Source organism: Candidatus Obscuribacterales bacterium (assembly GCA_019744775.1).
Lineage (GTDB): Bacteria > Cyanobacteriota > Vampirovibrionia > Obscuribacterales > Obscuribacteraceae > SBAT01.
This window is the reverse complement of record JAIETZ010000002.1, coordinates 227,673-250,044: the sequence shown is the minus strand read 5'-3', so window position 1 is coordinate 250,044 and position 22,372 is coordinate 227,673. Positions and strand designations below refer to the sequence as shown.

Here is a 22,372-nt window from a genome sequence, read left to right as displayed (position 1 = left end):
TGGGCAGAGGGATATATATAAGGAGTCTCTCAACATCTAGTTGAATTTTTCGGCTGTTTTTTGAGCTTGGGCTTGCTCGACATGAATTGTCTTGGCGAAAAGACTTGAAATGCAAACAGGGGTGGGGTTTTAGGACGGCAAAAATCTTTGAGCCGCATAAATAGATAAATAAAACCTGTTCTTCACTTGAAGTTTAATTTCTCCCTCTGACGGGCATAAAAAGTTTGGAGCTAGAGACGGCCGTTACCTGAGTCGGAAGCGAAGGTAAGCCATGTAGAGGGGGCAAGTTGCCCCGTCTTTCTTTGTCTTGTAACTGGCTTACGTTCTAGCTACCAAAGGTCCTCTGATTTTGGAACCGATTTCAGGTAAATCAGCTAAATGATTAGGGTTAATTGCGGCAGCATCCTAAGTCTTCTTCTGGGAATTCAATTGGTCTTCCCAGTTCAACTTTGGGCGCAGGAAGCCGTTCCAAATCCCGAAGTACAGATTGCCAATGACCAAGCCGCTGCAACAACTGCGGCCGCTGCCGCCAGTCAGGCAAGTCCGGTTGTATTAAATGCAGCAGGTGCCGCTGCTGCTTCAAGCATTGTCGTCAATCCTAACCAAACTTTGGTGATTGACTTTGCCAACCTGGGCGGGCACTTAAATCTTGCAGGCGACTTAACCAACAGTGGCAATATCTACGCCTACTCGACAAATCCAAACATTACCGTCGGCAACTTCAACGCCAATAACATTTTGAACAATGCCGGCGCATTAATTACATCAATCTTGCCGCAAGGCGGTATTGCCGGATTGAATTTGGACATGAGCTCGCTGGTCAGTAACTTCAGTCTCAACTTCAACGCATTAAACAGCATCGTTAACGCCGGAACAATTGCCAGTGCCGGCAATCTGTCCATGCAAGCTAGCTCCATAACTAATACAGGCATTTTGTCTGCTTTGAATAACGTTAATTTAACAGCAGCGACTCTAGCCAATACTGCACAGATAAGCGCGCAACTTGGCTCAATCTCATTAGCCACGAGCAACTTGATGAATTCCGGTTTGTTGCAAGCAATGCAAGGAAGCTTAAGTGTAAAAAACATGATGGGTACTAATCTGGCAATTAGTAATATCCTTGGTCAAATAAGAGCTCATGATCAAGTAAGCTTTGAAACATTAGCCTCAATCAAAAATCCTGATGGCAGTTATTTATCCAAGGCAAGTATTTCTTTTGACGGTGGAGTTGTTTCAGGAAGTTCTCTTCACTTCGTAAGTCCGGATGGACATGTAAATGTGCATGCCGGTCAATTGGATGGACCGGTAAACGTTTCTGGTGGAACAGCCATCGTTGGCTCGCAAGTCGGCAACTTATCTATTGCCTCGATGAATCTTACAGGCGATCCTGTTTACTATGCTCAAGGTGGCGATCTTGATTTGAGCGGATTATTTTCCGGCGGCTCGACATTTTCCACATCCGGTGGCGACTTTGTCGGATTGGCCACGGGCAGTATTACTGCCGGCACGGCTCCGGGCAATGCTGTGATTGATGCTTCCAGTGGCAGTGCTGCCGGCGGCAAAATTGTCTTAGCAGCCGGTGCAACTTTTACAACAACAGGCGGTACCAGTCCAATAGCTTGTACGAATTGTGCTGCCAACTACAACATCACAGGCACGAGCGGCTCGGGTGGTAATGTGAACATGTCTACCGTCAGCCTTCTGACAAACAACAATCAAGTTTCAGTGACTGCCAATGGCTCGGGATCATTTGGAAACGTCACCTTGGCAGATATCACAGTAAGTGGTGCCAATTCTTCTGCTGCTAGTGCAGTCATCGATGTCCGTGCCACAGGAGGCGCTGTCTCTCTAGGCGCTCTTAGTTCAACCGGAGGTGCCACAGGACAAGGCGGCTCAATTGCATTACTTGCTACCAATGGTTCTATAACAACAACTGGTATCACTGCTACTGGTGTTACAGGTGGCAATGTCAATGCTGTCTCGACAAATGGACTTAGCTTAGGCAATATCAATTTGTCGGGCACTACTGGCAAAGGAGGTTATTTAGTTGCGGCCACAGGCAACACAACTAATTCGGCCACTCTGACAGTCGGCTCGATAAACACATCAGGCAGTGATGGTGGATTAGTTCTTCTCGCTAATTCTGCTGCCACCACTTCCGGTACAAATGTCTCTGTAACCGGTGCAATTACGACTGACGCAACAGGATTTAACGGACGAGCGGGACCTGTTTCAATTGTCGGTTCGGGGGCGGTCAATATCGCTTCTTCAATTTCAGCAAAAGCCACGGCTAACGGTTCAAGCACCTCGGCGCGTGGCGGTTCTGTCTTTATTTCCAGCGGCGGCACTGGCTCAACGGCAATTACGGCCGGCACAATTGACACGAGTGCAACTAATAACGGTTCAGGCGATGTCGCAGGCAATATCATTCTTTTGTCTGCTACGGGCTCGTCAGGCAACAATCCAAGCAATATTTCCGCATCCAGTTCTAACTTCACGCAAACAGGAGGCACTGCCGGCAGCTTCCTCATCTATGGATTAGCCGGTGCTTCAACGACAGTGCCGACAAATCTCAATGTCACTCCGACGGCATCGATTAACATAAGACCGGGCGGCTATCAAGCAACGACTAGTGGATCGATAACCGTCAACACAAACAACGATACGCAATTGGTTGTGCCTATTAACATTGGTGCAGGTGCCGGTGGTACCTCACTAACACTCACAGCATTGAACCAGGGTTCTTCCAACAAGCTGGACAACATTGCACTTATTACGGCTGGTGCCATTTCCTATTCCAGCAATACGCCTCTAGTGGTTAACGGTGGCACGCAATACTTTGTAGCAGCTACTCCATCGACTTTTACGGACAACTCGTACTTCTATAGCTATATCGGGGCACGAAATATAGACATCGCCTCTTTTGGCGGCTTTACGTATTCCAACACTCTCAATCTTGACGCGGCGTTGGTCCTAAATGCCGCGGACAACTTGACTGTTTTGGGCAACATGTCCATTTCAAGAAATTCTTGCTGTCCGTCAACCGGCTATTTGTATATGAACGCCGGTAATTCGATTATCACCAAAAACATCGACGCAGTTACCTTCAACTCCCCAATGGATATTTATTCCGGTGGTTCGGTTTCGCTGGGTAAAATTACCGCCAATGCCGGTGCCGTTTCAATTAGTTCAGTTGCGCATTCCAATGTTGGCAATATAACAACGACAGGCACTGCCGTGACAATCAGTTCCGGAACCTACTCATATTTAGGCAATATAAGCACCGCCAGCACGACAGGCGGTGACATAAACATCTATTCCGGCACATACACAACAGCAGGCAATATTGATGCTTCGGGAACCAACGTCAACGGTACTGCTCTAGGCGGCAACATCAATGTCATTTCCGGTACGTCTACGACGACAGGCAACTTGAGTTCTTATGCGACAAACAACCAAGGTGCGCAGTCAGACGGTGGCAATATTAATGTGCAATCCGGCACCTTTTCACTCTTGGGTAATATAAATGCTTCCGGATTTACTACCAATGGCACGAACTCATTCCTCTCGGCAAGCGGTGGCAATGTCAGTATTTATTCGGCGACATCATCTACGTTTGGCACAATCAATACTTCCGGCTTTAATCAGGCCAATGCAATCAACGTCAATGGTATGGGAGGCACTGTAAGTATTTACTCAGGTACTTCGACAACTGGTAACACTATAAATACTTCCGGTTCTACAAAGAGTTACGACAGCAGCAACGGCAGCGGCGGTAACGTGAGCATCTACTCCGGTACATCGACCGTTATCGATACCATAAACACAGCCGGCAGTAACAACTACACAGCCTGTTGCAACGGCGGTCTTATGGGCAACACTTTCGGCAATGGCGGTAATGTCTCCGTCTTGTCCGGCACATCAGTCACAGTGGGCGCCATAACTGCCACAGGATTTAATAACGGAACAAATACTACTAATTATGGCAATGGGGGCAATGTTGTTCTTGTGGGCGCCGGTGGCAATCTTGCAGTCACTGGACTTATTAATACAGGAGGTCGCTTTACCGGTTCAGGCTCAGTTTCGCTCTTATCATCAGGAACAATTACAGCTAACGGAATTTCCACATTTAACGCCAACAGTTATGCCGGCAACATCTTTGTTTCTTCCGGTTCGGCAACAACGCCTGCAGTTACCCTGGGATCTCTTGATACTAGCTCAGGGGTGGCTGGTGCTTCTTATGCCGGTCAGATATTCTTGGGTGCCGCCAATAACCCGACAGGTACCAACGGCACTGCTACAACAGGCAATAGTTTCATATCGTTTTCTCAAGCAAGCAGTCAAACCGGCACAGCCACTCCAGCAGCTTATCTTTTCTACAACAATCCGGCGAGTAACCCATCGGGCATTAGTTCCAACACAACGCTATCAGTAAAATCAGGAAGCGTAAATATTTTGCCGGGACTCTACGGAAGCGACATTGGTTCAAGTGGAAGTCCTGTAAGTCTTACTCTTGATCTTGGTGGAGACAGCCGGACAATTGTGCCTGTGCTTACAACGGGCAATATGTATTTAAGCAGCTTCAGCGGCAACAACAATGTCGGTGGCAGCCTGGCTTATCAGTCTCCAGGATATTCTGTTTTGTTGGGCTCATCGGGCGGCACAGGAATTACTCTTTCCGGACCGGTGTCGGCTAATGCAATGCTGGGAAGTGCCAGTGCCAAAGGAAGTGTCACGTTGTTTGGGTTTGGTAATGCCGGAGTAAGCCAAGCAGGATCGTGTGGCTCCTGTTTGATATCAGGAAGTTCTCTAACGCTTTTGTCGGCTGCCGGCAGTCTTGGCTCTCTGGCTAATCCATTGCAAACAAGTATCGGCTCGCTTAATACTTTTAGTGCCGGCGGCAGCACTTATCTGGCAACGTCAGCAACCACCTCAATGCTCAGTGCTTTCACTGCTGGAACTTATCAGTTGAGTGCTTTTGCCAATATCAACAGTGCGACAACACTGCGGGCGAATTCCATCAGTCTTCAAAGCACAAACGGATATGTAAATGCCAGTGTGTCGACAAGCAATCTTATGGCGTATGCCAATAACCAAGTAAATATTACTAATCAAGGCGGAGCTCCACTCGCTCTTATTGGCACTTCCGGTAGCACAACTTCTTTTAGTCTGACGTCTAGTTCAGCAGTTACGGTGACTGGCACGTTAAGCGGTTCAACTGCAGTTAACAATAGCGACGCTGGACATATTTACTTAAGTGCTCCGACTATAACTGTTGCAAACACGCTAAGTGCGAACGGTCTAGGTACGGGGCGAGGTGGCTCAATTAGTGTTTTTGGTTCTCATGGGTCTGTCACTACTGCCGATATTTCGGCCACAGGATCAACAGGTGGCAATATCAATATCGTTTCAATTGACGGCATGACGGTGGGTAATGTAAATACCTCGGCCACAACGGGTGCCGGTGGTTACTTTGTCGCCTCCACAGGTAATCTCACAACGTCAAATGCAATTACTATTAGTTCTTTGAACACATCGGGATCAACTGCTGGTGGACTTGTGCTTTTGGGCAATTCCGGCGGTAACACAACAAATGCCGGCATAACGGTTTCAGGCACAATAACAACTGATGCCGGCGGACTAAACGGCATTGCCGGACCCGTGTCGTTAGTGGCTTCCGGTTCGATAAGTGCAACCAGTGCAATCTCAGCCAAGGCAATTGCAAATGGAGCCAGCACGAGCGCTTTGGGTGGCTCAGTATTCATATCCAGTGGCTCGACCAACAGTACAGCCATTTCGGTTGGCACAATAAATACAAGCGCTACCAACAATGGATTGGGTGACAAAGCGGGCAATATCATACTGCTGTCTGCTGCTGCGGTGTCGGCAACTAATCCAGCCAACATATCTGCATCTGCCGGTAACTTTACACAAACTGGCGGAACGGCTGGCACGAATTTCATTTATGGATTGGCAGGTGCGGCAACTACAGTACCGACTTCTTTGAATGTCACACCGACTACGTCAATAAACATAAGACCGGGCGGTTACCAGGCAGCCAGCAATAGCTTTGTCAGTCTGTCTATAAACACCAACAATGATACGCAATTGGTGGCACCAATAAATATAGGCGTTGGACCACACGCTATTTTATTGAATGGTTTGACCCAGGCATCGAGCAACGCTGCCGACAATATTGCTTTTCTGACTAATGGCGGTGTCTATTATGAGAGTAGCACGCCATTTACTACAAATGGTGGCACGCGTCACGTCATTTTCCAGACACCAAGCTATTTGGTACTGCGCTCAAGCAATTATCTTGCTATGGGTGCAGAGAATATCGATCTGGCAGCCTTTGGTGGCGTGTCGTTGCGGAACAATATAGGGCTTACACCGGTATATAACTTCAGCGCGGGCAACAGTTTGACTGTTCTGGGCAATATATCACAGTTGCAGACTGCATGCTGTCCGGGAACCGGCGGTGGTATTTATTTAACTGCTGGTGGCAATATCGTAACTCGTGATATCGAAGCTCTCACCTGGTGGAGTACGTTGGGTTCTACCGCCGGAGGCAATACGTCTATAGGCAACTTTAGCGGCGGCGCGGCCAATATAATTTCAGGCGGCTCATCGGCAATAGGCAACTTGAATAATTTCGGCTTCGCCTTATCTGTTCAATCAGGAACCTATTCTTCAATTGGTAATCTCGCTTCTACCGATGCAATAGATTCCGGAGCTGATATCAGCATTTATTCTGGAACCTATACTGTCGCCGGCAATCTCGATTCGCGTGGATTCAGGGACGGCGGCACGGCTAATGGAGGAAATGTCACGATCTTGTCTGGTACGTCCACTATCACGGGTGCTATCGCAGCTTACGGAAGAAACATGAGTAGTTCGACTGCCAACGGTGGCACTGTTACTATTTCATCAGGCACATTTACAAATGTTGGCAATATAGAGAGTTATGGTCGCTCTTGGTCCGGATCAGCAGCCAATGGCGGCAACATCAGCATTGCCTCAGGCACATCTTCCACATTTGGCAATATAGATGCCTATGGTCTTGCCAATTTAAATGCAGTTGCTGTCTCAGGGCATGGCGGAAATGTGTCCGTTTCATCGGGATCTTCAACTAGTGGTGGTTATATCGATACATCAGGACAGGTAAGATCCTGGGACAGTAGTGTGGGAACCGGTGGAAGCGTAACAGTTTATTCGGGCACCACAACAGATTTAGGGTATATAAATTCGTCTAGTCGTCTTGATTACACCTATTGTTGCAACATCAATTTCATGAATAACACCAACGGCAGTGGTGGCAATGTCAGTATCTTCTCGGGAAATAGTGTAGTACTGGGTGCCGTGAATTCTTCCGGTTATAACAATACCGATGTACAAACCAATTATGGTAGTGGCGGCAACGTGAAGATCTTGAGCATGGCGGGCAATATCAATTTGACTGGCGCCGTCAATGCAAGCGGTCGCACTTCGCCCTCCGGTTCGGTATCGCTTGTTGCTCAGGGTCAAATAACTGCATCTGGAATATCAACAAGCAATACTAATAATATTGCCGGCAATATTTTCGTTTCATCAGGCTCGGCGTCAACGCCGGCTGTTACGTTGGGTACGCTTGATACAAGCTCGGGTGTTGCAACTGCCGGATATGCCGGTAACATTTTCTTGGGCGCTGCAAATAATCCAACGGGAACAAATGGCTCTGCTGCCTCTGGTAACGGTTTCATCTCCTTCTCCTTGCAAAGTGCATACGCCAATAGTCCAACGCCTTCGGCGTATTTGTTCTACAACAATCCCGCATCTAATCCTTCGTCAATAAGCAGCAACACCACAATTTCGGTCAAACCAGGTTCTGTTAACATTTATCCAGGTGTTTACACAAGTGATATAGGCTCGAGCGGCACACCTGTTGGTATTACATTGGATTTCGGCGGTGATAGCCGGACCCTTGTGCCAATTGCTTCTACCGGCAACATTTATTTGAATAACTTCTCCGGCAACAATACCTATGGCGGTAGCCTCGGCTATCAGACAGCCGGCTATGCGCAAATGTTGGCAGCTGGTGGTGCAACGGGAATTAGACTTTCCGGTCCTGTAACTAACCTTGCTTATCAAGGTAGCGGTGCTTCCATAGGCAATGTCACCATGCTCGGCTTTGGCGCAGCAGGAGTTAGTCAGTCGGTAGGATGCGCAACATGCTCAATTGCTGGAACTTCTTTGTTGCTTATGTCCGCAACCGGAAGCCTGGGCACATTAGCTGATCCGTTGAAAACTTCCAGCAGTTCAATTACAAGTTATTCAAGTGGTGGCAATACTTATCTGCGTAGCACTGCGAGCATGGCAAACATCAATTCCGCTGTTAGTTTCGGTGGCACTTACGGATTGAATGCATTTGGCAGCATTGTCACCTCTTCCTCTATCGTTGCCAACACAGTTGATTTGGAAAGCAGCAATGGCAGCATAACAGCCAGCACCGCTGCTACAAATTTAAGAGCATATGCTGCGAATCAGGTTAATGTCACTAATGCTGGTGGCGCAACTCTTAATGTAATCGGCACATCGGGCAGTACAACATCGTTTTCACTTACCAGTACATCGAACGTCAATGTAACAGGAACTCTTACCGGTAATGCTGTTGCGCCCAATAGCGATGCCGGGCATTTATATGTTTCTGCTCCATCAGTGACAGTGACTGGTGCACTGACGGCTAATGGTAACGGGACGGGTAGTGGCGGATCCATTTCTCTGAATGCCACGCGAGGAGCAATTGTCACAAGCGATTTGTCTGCCACTGGTGCTTCCGGAGGGAATATCAATCTAGTTTCCATCAACGGCGTGACTACTGGCAATGTCGATACATCTGCTAATTCTGGAGCAGGTGGTTATATTGTTGGATTCACCGGTAACTCAATGAATGCTGCCAGACTTTCTGTAGGAACCGTGAATACAAGCGGCGTGCAGGCTGGTGGTTTAACCATGCTTGTGAATAGCGGAGGCAGCAAAGCCGGGTCAAGCCTTAGTGTGGGAGCCATAACAACCGATGCAAGCGGCTTGAACAGTGTTGCCGGACCTGTTTCATTGGTGGCAACAGGCAGTATCACCGCAAGTGGAGCAATTTCCGCGAAGGCGGTGGGCAATGCGGCAAGCACTCAGGCGCTTGGCGGATCGGTATTTATATCCAGCGGTTCGTCCAACTCAACAGCAATCTCTGTTGGAACGATAAACACGTCAGTCACCAATAACGGTACAGGAGACAAAGCCGGCAATATAATTCTTCTATCTACAGCGGCAGCATCGGGCAATAATCCTGCGAATATCTCCGCATCCTCGTCGAACTTTACTCAGACTGGTGGAACAGCCGGTAGCTTCCTTATCTACGGTTTAGCTGGAGCATCAACCACTCTGCCTTCGACCTTAAATGTCACCCCAACGGCATCCATCAATATTCGACCAGGCGGCTATCAAACGTATGTGCAAAACACTACTTACAGCACGACAATTAATACAAATGGTGACACTCAACTAGTTGCTCCGATTAACTTTGGAAGTGGTGTCAATGAAAATTCTGTGCAGCTGTCCGGACTTACTCAAGGCTCGGCTAACGGATTGGATAATATAGCCATTCTTGGAGCCGGTGCGATTTACTACGACACCAGTACTCCGCTTAAGACAAGCGGCGGCACATCGCATTTTATGGTCGTCACACCATCTACATTTACGGCTAGATCATCGTACTATACTGCTGTGTCCGCAACTAATATTGATATCGCAGCCTTTGGCGGCACATATCTTTTGAACAATGCTGCGTCAACGCCGAGCTTTAACTTCAATGCCGGACGCGACCTGAATATTGAATCGAATCTCTTCATGCAGCGTGGTTCATGTTGTCCTGCCAACGGCGGCGGTGTTTTCCTCCAGGCTGGAAACAATGTACGCATGCGCTCAATTGACACCACTGGTTTTTCCGGCTCCGTCAACATCTATGCCGGTGGTGACACCAACGCCGGTAACTTCACTGTCGGTGACGGCGGCATTACTGTCAAATCGGGAGGCTACAGTGCCTTGGGTAATTTAAATGGCAACGGAACTCTGCCATTCACCATTCACTCAGGCACTTATTCCAGCCTTGGAAATCTGAAACCCACTGATAATGGTGGCTCTGGCGCTGACGCCAGTATTTATTCCGGTAGTTATACTGTCGCCGGTAACATTGATACTAGCGGCTACGGAGAAAACTCGACCAACAGTAATGGTGGCAATATAAATATTTTCTCCGGTACTTCAACCTTGGTTGGAAATCTTTCTACTTACGGTTACAACACAAACGGCACTAACTCACTTGGTGGCAATGTGAATGTCTATTCAGGCACAAGCACAACGGCCGGCAACATAACGTCCTACGGTTACAGTACCTATGGCGCCGATACTGTCAGAGGAGGAAATGTCAATCTCTACTCAGGCACGGCTGCGTCAATTGGTTATATCAGTGCGTACGGCCGAAATATCCGCTCAACGGCAGCGGCACATGGAGAAGGCGGCAATGTAAGTATCTTCGCCGGTGGTGCGATGTCAGCCGGCTACATCAATACAAGCGGCCTCAACATGACCTGGGTTGACGGCATCGGTAACGGCGGTAATGTGAGTATTTATTCGGGTGCGGCCGTTGATATGGCTTACATAAACTCCTCCGGAGCGAACAACTACACGTCTTGCTGTAACTTCAACATCATGACCAACACGTACGGCAATGGAGGAAATGTCACTATTCTGGGCTCGTCGGTGACAATGGGTGCGATTAATTCCACGGGTTACAACAATGCTAATGCCACAACTGCGAATTTTGGCGCCGGCGGCAATGTTGTTATTCTTGGTCAGACGGGCAATGTTTTAGTTAATGGCTCGATTGCTTCTGCTGGACGAGATGCTCAATCCGGTTCGGTATCGTTGACTGCAGCCGGCACAATAACAGCGCTCGGTGTTAATACCAGCAGCGCAAATAATGTCGCCGGCAATATTTTTGTCTCCTCCGGTTCGGCCTTGACACCGGCAGTAAGTCTGGGTGCTCTTGATACCAGTTCCGGTGTATCCGGAGCGGGCTATGCAGGAAATCTATTCCTTGGCGCCGCCAATAATCCAGCAGGAACAAATGGTACTGCCGCTGCCGGCAATAGCTTCATTTCCTTCAGCCTACAGAGCAGCAACGCCACAAATCCAACTCCTTCAGCTTACCTTTTCTACAACAATCCATCCTCGAATCCGGCAAGCATTACAAGCAATACCACTCTATCTATTAAGAGCGGCAGCGTCAATATAATGCCTGGTATCTATAGTGGCGATATCGGTTCAAGTGGCACACCGGTTGCAATAACATTTGATCTGGGCGGTGACAGTCGCACAATTGTTCCACTTGTCACTCAGGGAAATATGTACTTAAGCTCATTGAGTGGAAATAACACCATTGGTGGTTCTTTAAACTATCAATCAACAGGTTATCAATTAATCGCTGGTTCGGCTGGTTCAACAGGGATTACTTTATCGGGACCGGTTTCGGCAAGTGCAACGCAAGGCAGCGGACTATCGCAAGGTAGTGTTACGATGTTTGGTCTAGGCGCAGCCGGGGTGGGTCAAGTCGGTTCTTGTTCAACTTGTTCAATTTCCGGGAACTCACTGACAGTGTTTGTCGCTGGTGGAAATATTGGATCGTTGTCTAATCCTCTTTCGACAAGTGTGCCAATGATATCGGCAGTCGCACCTCAAGGAAGTTCGTATCTATCCAATTCCTATTCGTCGGTGCTCATTAAGGATGCTTTTGCCGCTGGTACTTTCCAATTGTCGTCCTACGGTAGCATTAACACATCATTCACCATCAACACTTATGGTTTCTATAATGGGCAGGGCATACTTTCACCCTATGGCAGTCGCAGTCTTTCAGCGGTAGTTAGTGCCAATTCTGTTAATCTGCAAAGCAATGTCGGCAGCATAAACGCCTCCATAGCCGCCAGTAGCCTTACTGCTAACGCCAACAATCAAGTCAGTATCACCAATACATCAGGGGGACCATTGACTCTTGTCGGCACCTCGGGCAGCGTCACCAGCTTCTCGCTGGCGAGTAACACAAGTGTCAATGTTACGGGAACTTTGTCCGGCAACGCCTCTGTAAATAATACAAGCGGCGGTAACATCTATCTGACGGCACCGACTCTAAGCTTCACCAACGCTCTTACATCCAATGGAATGGGCACCGGACTGGGAGGCGCCATTTCTTTGCTGGCTTCAATGGGCAGCATTACCGCAAACGGAATTACTGCCACGGGCGCATCCGGAGGTAGCATTAATGCAGTAGCTGCCGATAGTATCACTCTTGGGAATGTGAACACTTCTGCAAGTTCCGGTGCCGGTGGCTATGTTGTCGCTGCTGCCGGTAACACTCTGACGCTTGGACGCGTCTCTGTTGGTACGGTTAACACAAGCGGTACTCGCTCAGGTGGACTGGTGATGCTTGTAAGTTCGGGCGGTAGCATGGCCGGATCCAGCGTCACAACTGGTGCAATAACAACTGACGCAAGCGGACTGAATGGCATTGCCGGACCAGTTTCATTGGTAGCAACGGCTTCCATCACAGTTGGTGGTGCAATTTCAGCTCAGGCAACTGCTAACGTCTCAAGCACATCGGCTTTGGGCGGATCTGTATTCATATCAAGCGGCTCATCGAACAGCACTTCTATATCTGTTGGTTCGATAAATACGTCAGCGACAAATAACGGCGTTGGAAACAAGGCCGGCAATATCATACTCCTCAGTGCAACCGGCTCGAGCGGCAATAATCCATCTAATATCTCTGCTTCGTCAGGCAACTTCACACAAACAGGAGGGACCGCAGGTAGCTTCCTTATTTATGGCTTAAGTGGCGCATCAACAACAATACCGACAACCGTTAACATAACACCGACAGCTTCCATAAACATAAGACCGGGCGGCTACCAGGCACTTGACACAACATTCGATGATATTACGATTAACACTAACGGTGATACCCAGCTTGTCGCTCCACTGAACGTCGGTTCAGGTGTAAATACTTACTCATTGTTTATAGACAATGGATTAAGACAAGGCTCGGCAAACGGCTTAGATAGCATTGCCCTTATCGGAGCCGGTGCTATTCAGTACAATGACAGCAATGATCCTCTTACGACTTCAGGCGGAACATCACACTTCATTGTTGTAACGCCATCAACCTTTGAAGGCAGATCTTCTTACTATGCAGCGATAGGTGCCCGGAACATTGATTTGGCTGCTTTCGGTGGCGTGACCTTCTCCAATGCTGCTGCTCAGACACCGAACTTTACTCTCAACGCTTCCGATAGCATGCGTATAGACGGCAATCTAGTCATGGGTCGAGTAAGTTGCTGTCCTGCAAATGGTGGCAGCCTGAATTTGCAAGCCGGTAGCTCGATTGTTATGCGCTCTGTTGATACAACAGGGTTTAGTGGTGCGTTCAATGCTAGTGCCGATAGCTACAGTTCAATCGGAAACATCACCATACTTGATAATGCCGCCACAATAAAATCCGGGTCTTACTCGGCCATAGGTAACGTAACGTCCTCAGGTGGCGCTCTTTCTGTTTACTCAGGTACCTACACTTCTATAGGCAGTGTGAAGATGACAGACAGTAATTCCTTTGGTGGTGATGTAAGCATCTATTCAGGTTCTTACACATTGACCGGAAACATTGACACCAGCGGCTTTCAAGAAAATGGTTCCAATACTAATGGAGGCAATATAAGCATTTACTCTGGTGCTTCTACTATAACCGGCTCCTTGCGTTCGTATGCTTTCAACACTCAAGGAACATCAAACAATGGTGGCAGCGTGAATGTTTCTTCAGGGACATTCTCTAACTTGGGTAATATCAATAGTTATGGTTACTCAATTGTCGGCAATACATCAAGCAACGGCGGCAATGTCAATATTTATTCCGGCACGTCTTCTACTTTTGGATACATAAACACTTCCGGCTACGATCCTAACTCGCAGACTTTTACAAGCGGCTCCGGCGGAAGTGTGAATATTTATTCCGGAACCAGTGTGCAAGGAAGTTATATCAATACATCCGGACGGACTGCCGGTTGGCAATATTCATACGGCAACGGTGGTGCGGTAAATGTCTATGCCGGCACATCAACGGATCTAGCCTTTATCAATACTTCCGGTAGTAACAATTACACGTCATGCTGTGGTAACAGTCTCATGACCGCGACTTTTGGTAGTGGTGGTAATTTGAATGTTTATTCGGGCACGTCCACATCTTTAGGAGCAGTAAATACGTCCGGCTTCAATAATGCCGTTGATAATGGAATGATAAGTTCAAACAATTGGGGCAGCGGCGGTAATACCGTTATTGTTTCTTATGCGGGTAATACTTTAGTAAACGGTTCAATTAATACAACAGGTCGCAGCTCGCAATCAGGATCTGTTTCTCTTATTGCAAGTGGTCTTATTAACGTCAACGGTATTTCCACATCAAGCATCAATGATGTTGCCGGCAATATTTTCGTTTCTTCAGGTTCAGCTTTAACGCCTGCTATTACTCTAGGCACAATCGATACCAGCTCCGGAATAACAGGCAGCGGCTATACCGGCAACATATTCCTTGGTGCCGCCAATAATCCTTCAGGAACAAACGGCTCAGCTTCTTCAGGAAATAGCTTCATATCCTTCTCTAGGCAGAGTGCTTATGCCAATACGACGCCGTCTGCATATCTTTTCTACAACAACCCATCCTCAAACCCATCGTCCATTACAGGCAACACAACCTTGAGCGTGGTCAACGGCAATGTAAATATTTCGCCTGGCATTTACACAAGTGATATTGGATCAAGCGGTACACCTGTAGATATTTTGCTGGAGCTTGGCGGCGACAGCAGAACGATAGTCCCAGTTTTGACAACGGGCAATATGTACTTAAGCAGTTTCTTGGCGACTAATTTTGTTGGTGGATTCCAACCATATCAAGGCAATGGTTATACAACGATACTTGGTTCCAGTGGTTCAACTGGAATAACATTCTCCGGACCTGTTAGAGCGGACGCTGCTACTGGTAGTGCTGCTACGGCCGGCAGTCTGACATTCATCGGCTTTGGAGTTGCCGGAGTTGGTCAGAGCGCATTTTGCACAGGTTGCATTTCCGGTAGTTCTCTGTCTCTGTTTTCTGCCGGCGGTAGTTTAGGCACAGTAGCCAATACTCTAGATTCTGCCGTTGCTCGTATTTCCTCATTTGCGCCAAACGGCAATACGTATATAAGCAATAGTTACCTTGCTGGTGTGACGACATCAACGGCGGTTACCGGTGGTACTTACTTGCTGAATGCCAATGGCGGTACTCTAACGACAACAGCTCCAATTGTGGCCAATACAGTCAATTTGATTGGCACATCGACAATAAAGGCGACTGTACTTGCAAGTAATTTGACGACTTCCGGCAATATAGTCGACATAACAAGTGTTTCCAGTAATCCACTAAACGTCATTAGTGTTAATCAAATAACTTCGAGTTACAGCTTGCGTAGCGCTACGCAAGTTAATGTAACCGGCACCTTGAGTGGTAACAGTACAACAGGAGCAAACTTATTTGTACAGGCTCCTTCAATCAGCTTTACCAATAATTTGTTCAGCAATGGATCAAGTGGGCAAGGGGGTGCGATTACTCTGCATGCAACACTTGGTGCGATTTCGACATTGAATGTCTCGGCAACAGGTACATCCGGTGGCAACGTGACTCTGTTGTCCGCAAATGGAATGAGTACAGGTAACATCAACCTTGCCGCTACCGGTTCAGGAGCCGGCGGCTACTTTGTTGCAGCAACAGGTAATTCAACTAATGTCGCTACCATGTCTATCGGCAATGTGGTTACAACTGGCTCGCTTTCAGGTGGTCTGGTAATGCTGGTGAATTCCGGCGGAAATGTTGTCTCTTCGAGTTTAACCGTGGGACAAGTGACGACGGATGCTAGTGGATTGAATGGCATAGCCGGGCCTGTTTCTCTGGTTTCAACTGGTTCTATCTCTGTAACCGGTGCAATTTCTGCAAGAGCTGACGCTAATGGTTCAAGCACCTCAGCGCTCGGAGGCTCTGTCTTTATCTCGAGCGGCTCTATAAATTCAGCGGCTGTTTCTGTTGGCACGATTAATACCAGTGCTACTATTAATGGCACCGCAGATAAGGCTGGCAACATAATTCTCTTGTCCAAAACTGCTTCGTCCGGCAGCAATCCCAGCAATATTTCCGCCTCCAGTTCCAACTTCACACAAACAGGCGGTACGTCCGGCACGAATCTCATTTATGGTCTGTCAGGAGCATCGGCTACATTACCCACATCACTAAATGTGACGCCAACAGCTTCTATAAATATTCGACCGGGTGGTTACCAAACATTTGATGACAGTTCCAGCAGCCTTAGCATCAATACAGGTGGCGATACTCAATTAGTTGCACCTCTCAACTTTGGTTCCGGTGTAAATGCACTTTCTCTTATGATGCAAGACGGATTGGTACAAGGTTCTTCAAACGGTCTGGATAACATTGTCTTTGTCGGCGCCGGCGGATTCCAGTACACAGATTCAAATACCGTCTTCTCAATAAATAGCAACACTCGTTATTTCATGGTGGTAACGCCGGGAGTATTCAACGTGAATGCTCAAAATGGCGCAACGATTGCTGCTAACGACGTTAATTTGTCTGTGTTCACCAGCATGATTTTTGGAAACGGCAATGCTGTTACGCCTAATTTCTCAATATTGGCTGGACGAAATTTGACTATGATGAGCAGTATTACGAGCCCGCGCACAACTTGCTGCCCGGCAAATGGTGGCATTTTCGGAATCCAGTCCGGCAATAAACTAATTATGCAAGGATTGGATACTTCTGCCTGGGCAAGTACGGTCAATATATTCTCCGGTGATAGTGCTTTTCTGGGTAATATAAATGCTGGAGCAGGAACTTTGAGAATAACGTCCGTGGGCAATTTGTCCGCAGGTGACATCACTACGTCGGGAACAGCTTTTACTACGTATGCCGGTAGTAATACCGTAATCAACAGTATAAGTACCACGGGCACAACGGGCGGTTCCGTCAATATCGTCTCAGGCGGAAATACACTGACCGGCAATATCAATGCTGCAGCATTTTCCAATGGTGGTACCACTCAAAACGGTGGCAATATTAGTATCATGTCGCTTGGCTCCACCATTGCTGGTACGCTAAGTTCCACTGCTGTCAACTCTGGTTCTACGACTGCAAATATGGGTGGCGGAATAAATATTTATTCCGGATCATTCTCACTTGTAGGCGATATCGATGCGTCCGGTCGTAATATTTCCAATTTTTCCTCTAATTCTTCAGGCGGCAATGTAAGCATCTACTCCGGCGGTGACTCTTTTGTCGGTAATATTAGATCGACAGGCTACAACGGTACGACAGCGACAGGCGGCAGCGTTTCTCTTGTAAGCGGTGGTAGTCTGGTCGGCGGTTATGTTGACTTGCGTGGATCAAATGCCAGTAATTTCTTTAATTCGAGTGGTGGCGGTCTTACAGTTTATTCCGGAAGCAATACGAACTTGGGTTACATAAATACATCCAGCTTGATGCTAAACAGTAGTGCAAGCACATTTGGCAATGGTGGTAACGTCAGCATCTATTCAAATATTCATACATCTGTAGGCTATATAGATACAAGCGGTTCCAATGTAAGTACTAATGTCGCCAGCAATGCTCAAGGTGGCAATGTCGTTGTGGTTTCAGCCAATGGCAATATTGCTGTTAATGGCGTAAATACAAATGTACTTGGCTCGACATCTATAACCAGCTCTATCAATACAGGCAGTTTCCACTATGCAGCAGGTTCAGTTGCTCTCGCTGCAAGCGGAGCTATTTATGTAAGTAACGGAATTAGCACCACAAGTTCCAGCAGCACCGCAGGAAATATCTTTGTGTCCTCCGGATACAATGGCGTAGGAGCTGTGATTGTCGGAACGTTAGATACAAGTTCCGGATCGTCTACGGCCGGATCTGCAGGAAGAACATATTTAGGCGCCAATGTGTCCGGAACCAATGGCACTTCGCCATTTGGTAATGCCAATATCGACTTCACCACAGCTAGCGCTTTCAGCCAGAGCACAACGCCTAATCCGTTCCTTTTTTACAATGGTAGTCCATCCTCAATTAGCAGTAACACAACTCTTAGCGTCAAGTCGACAAGCGTCAATATCTATCCCGGCGTCTATACAACTGACATCGGTTCAAGCGGAACGCCGGTTACTATAACTCTTGATCTTGGTGGTGATAGCCGTACTATCGTACCTGTAATTTCATTGGGCGATATGTTCTTGTCCGGCTTCACCGCTGACAATACAGTGGGCGGATCACTGCAATATCAAAAGAACGGTTATGGCGTTTATCTGACTTCAGCCGGTTCAAATGGAATTGCACTCTCCGGTAATGTAACTTCTGCTGCTCAATCCGGCGGCACACAAGGCAGTATTTCACTGGTTACATTCGGCGGCGGTATCGGTCAGTCTGCAGGATCCATTAGTGGAACATCACTGACTGCACTTTCAGCCGGAAATGTCGGCACATTTATCAATCAGATTCAGACAAGTGCATCGTCTCTCAATTTAGCCAGCTTCAATAATGGCACAGTGTATGTAAACACTACAGGTGCCGCTACTTTACAGAATGCAGTAGCAAGTCCGGATCTCGGAGTGCTGCAAGTGACTTCAGCTGGAGCTTTAACAGCAAACTCCATGGTAGCCGGTGGAATTGTGGGCTTGTCTACAACAGTCGGCAACGGTGCCCTTACTCTCAATCAAGCAGCTATTGGTATTAATGGAGTTTCGTTAGTTACCAACGGTACCGGTGTTTTAACTACCAGCGCATCAATGGTGGCTGCTTTCAATGCGCCCATAACAATGACGGTGAATAGCCTGACCATCAATGGTCCGGTGATGGCTGGTAGCGGCACTGTAACCATTGAACCTAACGGTGCAAAATCTATTGGTGTTAATGGTGCAACGGGCACATTGACATTGTCGTCCACGGCACTATCAAGAATTAGTGCCGATACGGTGGTTATCGGCAGCGCAAGCCAAGCAGGTGGATTGACAGTTTTAGGCAGTTTGAATGTGTCAGGTGCTGCTGCTGGACAATACTACAATTTAGTCCTTAATAATACCGGTAATTATTCAGCCAGTGGTCAGACATTGACTCTCGGCACACGCAGTCTCTATGTGAATGCGGCAGGCACTGCTAACACAGGAACAATCTCAAGCTCGGGCGGTTGGGCAACGGTCTATGGTGGTGGCGGTATTACCGTATCAGGACCATTGACTACAAGCGGTGGCGCCTTGACTTTGGTTTCTGGTGGAAATATATCAACGGCATCAGGAGCTGGTGCAATTAGCACAGCTTCTTCTCTTGGAGCTGGCGGTAGTTTGACAATGGTTGCCGGTGCTGCTGTCGCCTTCAGTGGTTCTACGTTGGAAATTACAGGCGGTCAGGCTGCCGGCGGTAACATAAATCTTTCCAGTGGAACAGCAATCACTTCCTTTACCACTGCCAGCACACGCACAGGCTTTGCCGGCGGCAATATAACGCTTATTGGATATGGCGGATCCGGTACTGGTTCAATTACTTTACCGACCGGTGTCGGTGTATCCTCTAATGGTAGTGGCAGTGGAGCAAACGGCAGCATAACAGCAATAGCTGGTGCTACTTCCGGTACTGGTATCACGGTGGGCGCTATCACTGCCAATGCAGGCACAAGTGGTGGTACGGTGACTTTAGCTAATGCGCAGCCGACTATTAGCGGTGGTGGCGTGTGCGCTCCTTGCGTCAATATCAACAACGGTAACATAACATCAGGTAGTTTTGGATTTACTGCAGGCGTTGCCGGAGCTGGCATGAGCCTGTCGACAATTACAACGACAGGTTCGGTAGGAATTACAACCGGTGCTAATTTGACATTGCCTGGCGCAATTACTGCGGGCACAACTGCAAGTATAACGAGCGCCCCAAGTTCAAACGGAGCAATAACAGCAAATGCCAACATAGTTGGACCGACTGGCGTGACAATTGTCACCGATGGTAGCGGTAATGTCAGCAATGCTGTTTCTACAAGCATCAGCACAACTAATGCTCCAATTTCAATTACAGCCAACAATGTCAACTTTGCCGGTTCGGTGAATGCCGGAAACGCAACAGTCAGTCTCTTGGCTAACGGAGCCAAATCGATTGCAGTTGGTGGATCTGGTGCAACCTTCAATGTCACTTCCGCCAACTTGAGTGCAATAACTGCCGGCACGGTAATAATTGGTTCAACTTCAGTAGCCGGTGGTATGACAGTTGCCGGTGGCGTAAATGTATCCGGCACAGGAGCTGGTGCCTTTAACTTATCTCTCAACAACGGTGGCAATTACACGGGCGCTGGACAGACAATTACATTGGGTGGTAAGACACTGGCAATTACTGCTACAGGAACAGTCAACACGGGTAACGTGACCGGCACAAGTACAGTAAATGTTCAAGGTACAGCAGGCGTAACCGTATCCGGTTCGGGAATTCAATTAACTGGCGGTTCAAGTTCGGCCGTGATAACCGCCGGCGGCAGCTCGACATTGGCGGTGGATAATGGCGCCAATGTAAGTGCTAATGGTGTCAGTTTGACAGGCAGTTCAATTACGAATGCAGGCACCGTTTCAGCGACGGGCACAACACTTACAGTCAATACCGTTAGCTTAACTAATGACGGAACTATGAGCGGCACAGGTGCTGTAAACATTTCCAATACCGGTGCCGGTAATTTGATAATCACGCAAACAGGTAGCTCCGGTCAGGTTTCGGCAGGTGCTCTTGGCACAATAACATTAACCAGCAGCAATGGTGCTGTTTCAATTGCTCAAGGCAGCATTACCGGTAAGATTGCCGGTACGTCTGTTGCCTCGTTCTCGGTGACAACCGTTAATAGTGGTGTCACATTAGGCACTATTACGACCAACCAGTTAGGTTCTGTTCCTGACGGCTCAATTTCCGTAACGGCCGGTACAGGCGTATTGAAGGTTGCAGCAGCGGCTGCGCTGACAGCGGGTCAAGGTAACATTACTCTCAATAACGCTGATGTTAATAGTGGCACTATTCTGCTTGACACAGGCAGCACCATCAACGCTTATTCCAATAGCGGTAGTGGTGGTGGACAAGTAAATATTGTTATTGGCGGTGTGCCTGGCTCGCCAACCAATCCGTATCCGGGCAGCCAAGTTTCAGGTATTACTGTCAATAATTTAGGCGGCGCCGGTGCATTGTTCTTTGGTCCACAACTTGTTGCTGCGAATGGCAGCAACATAGTCAACATTCAACCAGGTACGGTTATATTCAATAACCCAGGACCGCAGGGAGCTAATGCAATATTGCTCAATGATGGAGTCACCATTACAGCCCAAGGCAATACACCGATTATAGGTAGCCTTGATTTGAGCAATCCGAACAATACTGATGTAACAAACATCATCAATTACCAGCAACAGCACTTATTAGGCGGCACACTCTACATCCAAAGCGGACAAGTTATGGGTGATGTTTTCCTCACACCTGCTAACTTGAGCGCCGGCTTGACGGCACTGAACATTCCATCCACTGTGACTGTAGGTAACTTGAACTTCACTGGTGCCAATCCTTTAGCTTTGACCCTGACAGGTTCTACAAATGCTATCGTTGACGGCACTTATCAATTTACAACGCAAGCTTCGCAATCGCAGGCGGTGCTTACTATCAGTTCACAGAATCCCGGCGGTGGATTGCTCTTGGTTGGTACGACAGGTAATTTCACATCGGATGGTTCGTTGAATGTTACTGCCTCCGGTATCCAGAACTCTGGACTTGTGCAGGCGACTACAACACTTGCTCTGACAGGCGCTGGTATTCAAAATTCAGGAACATTCTCAGCTGGTGTTTCGGCAACACTAACTGCAACAGGCAGCGGTACTATCGCCAATGGAGTCTCCGTTGGCAGTATCTTGACGCCGATACTTAGTCTTGTTTCCAACACTGGCAATATAGGTGCCGTTGGTAGCTACTTAACTACAGGTGCCACAACCACTGCCTTAAGTGTCACAACTAACGCGACAGCTTTCGTAGACAACACCAACAATCTGACAAGCCTCACCTTGGGTGGCAACGCACAAAGCTTGAACCTAACTACTAAAGCAACAACTATGTTGGCGCCATCGTTTACCGGTAATGCTTCCATTGTCAACAGTAGTACCGCTTCGTCCGTTGCAGTCGGCAATGGCTCTTTCGATTTCAAATCGA

General features: G+C 47.9%; 1 protein-coding gene (running past one end of the window). It reads left to right on the top strand.

Annotation, left to right across the window (positions count from 1 at the left end):
- Positions 1-378: 378 nt before the first annotated feature.
- Positions 379-22,372: the 5' portion of a hypothetical protein gene (locus K2Y22_04510; protein ID MBX9877699.1), read on the top strand. It continues 53,030 nt past the right edge of the window; only the first 21,994 of its 75,024 coding nucleotides appear in the window; its start codon is at positions 379-381; the stop codon falls past the right edge of the window.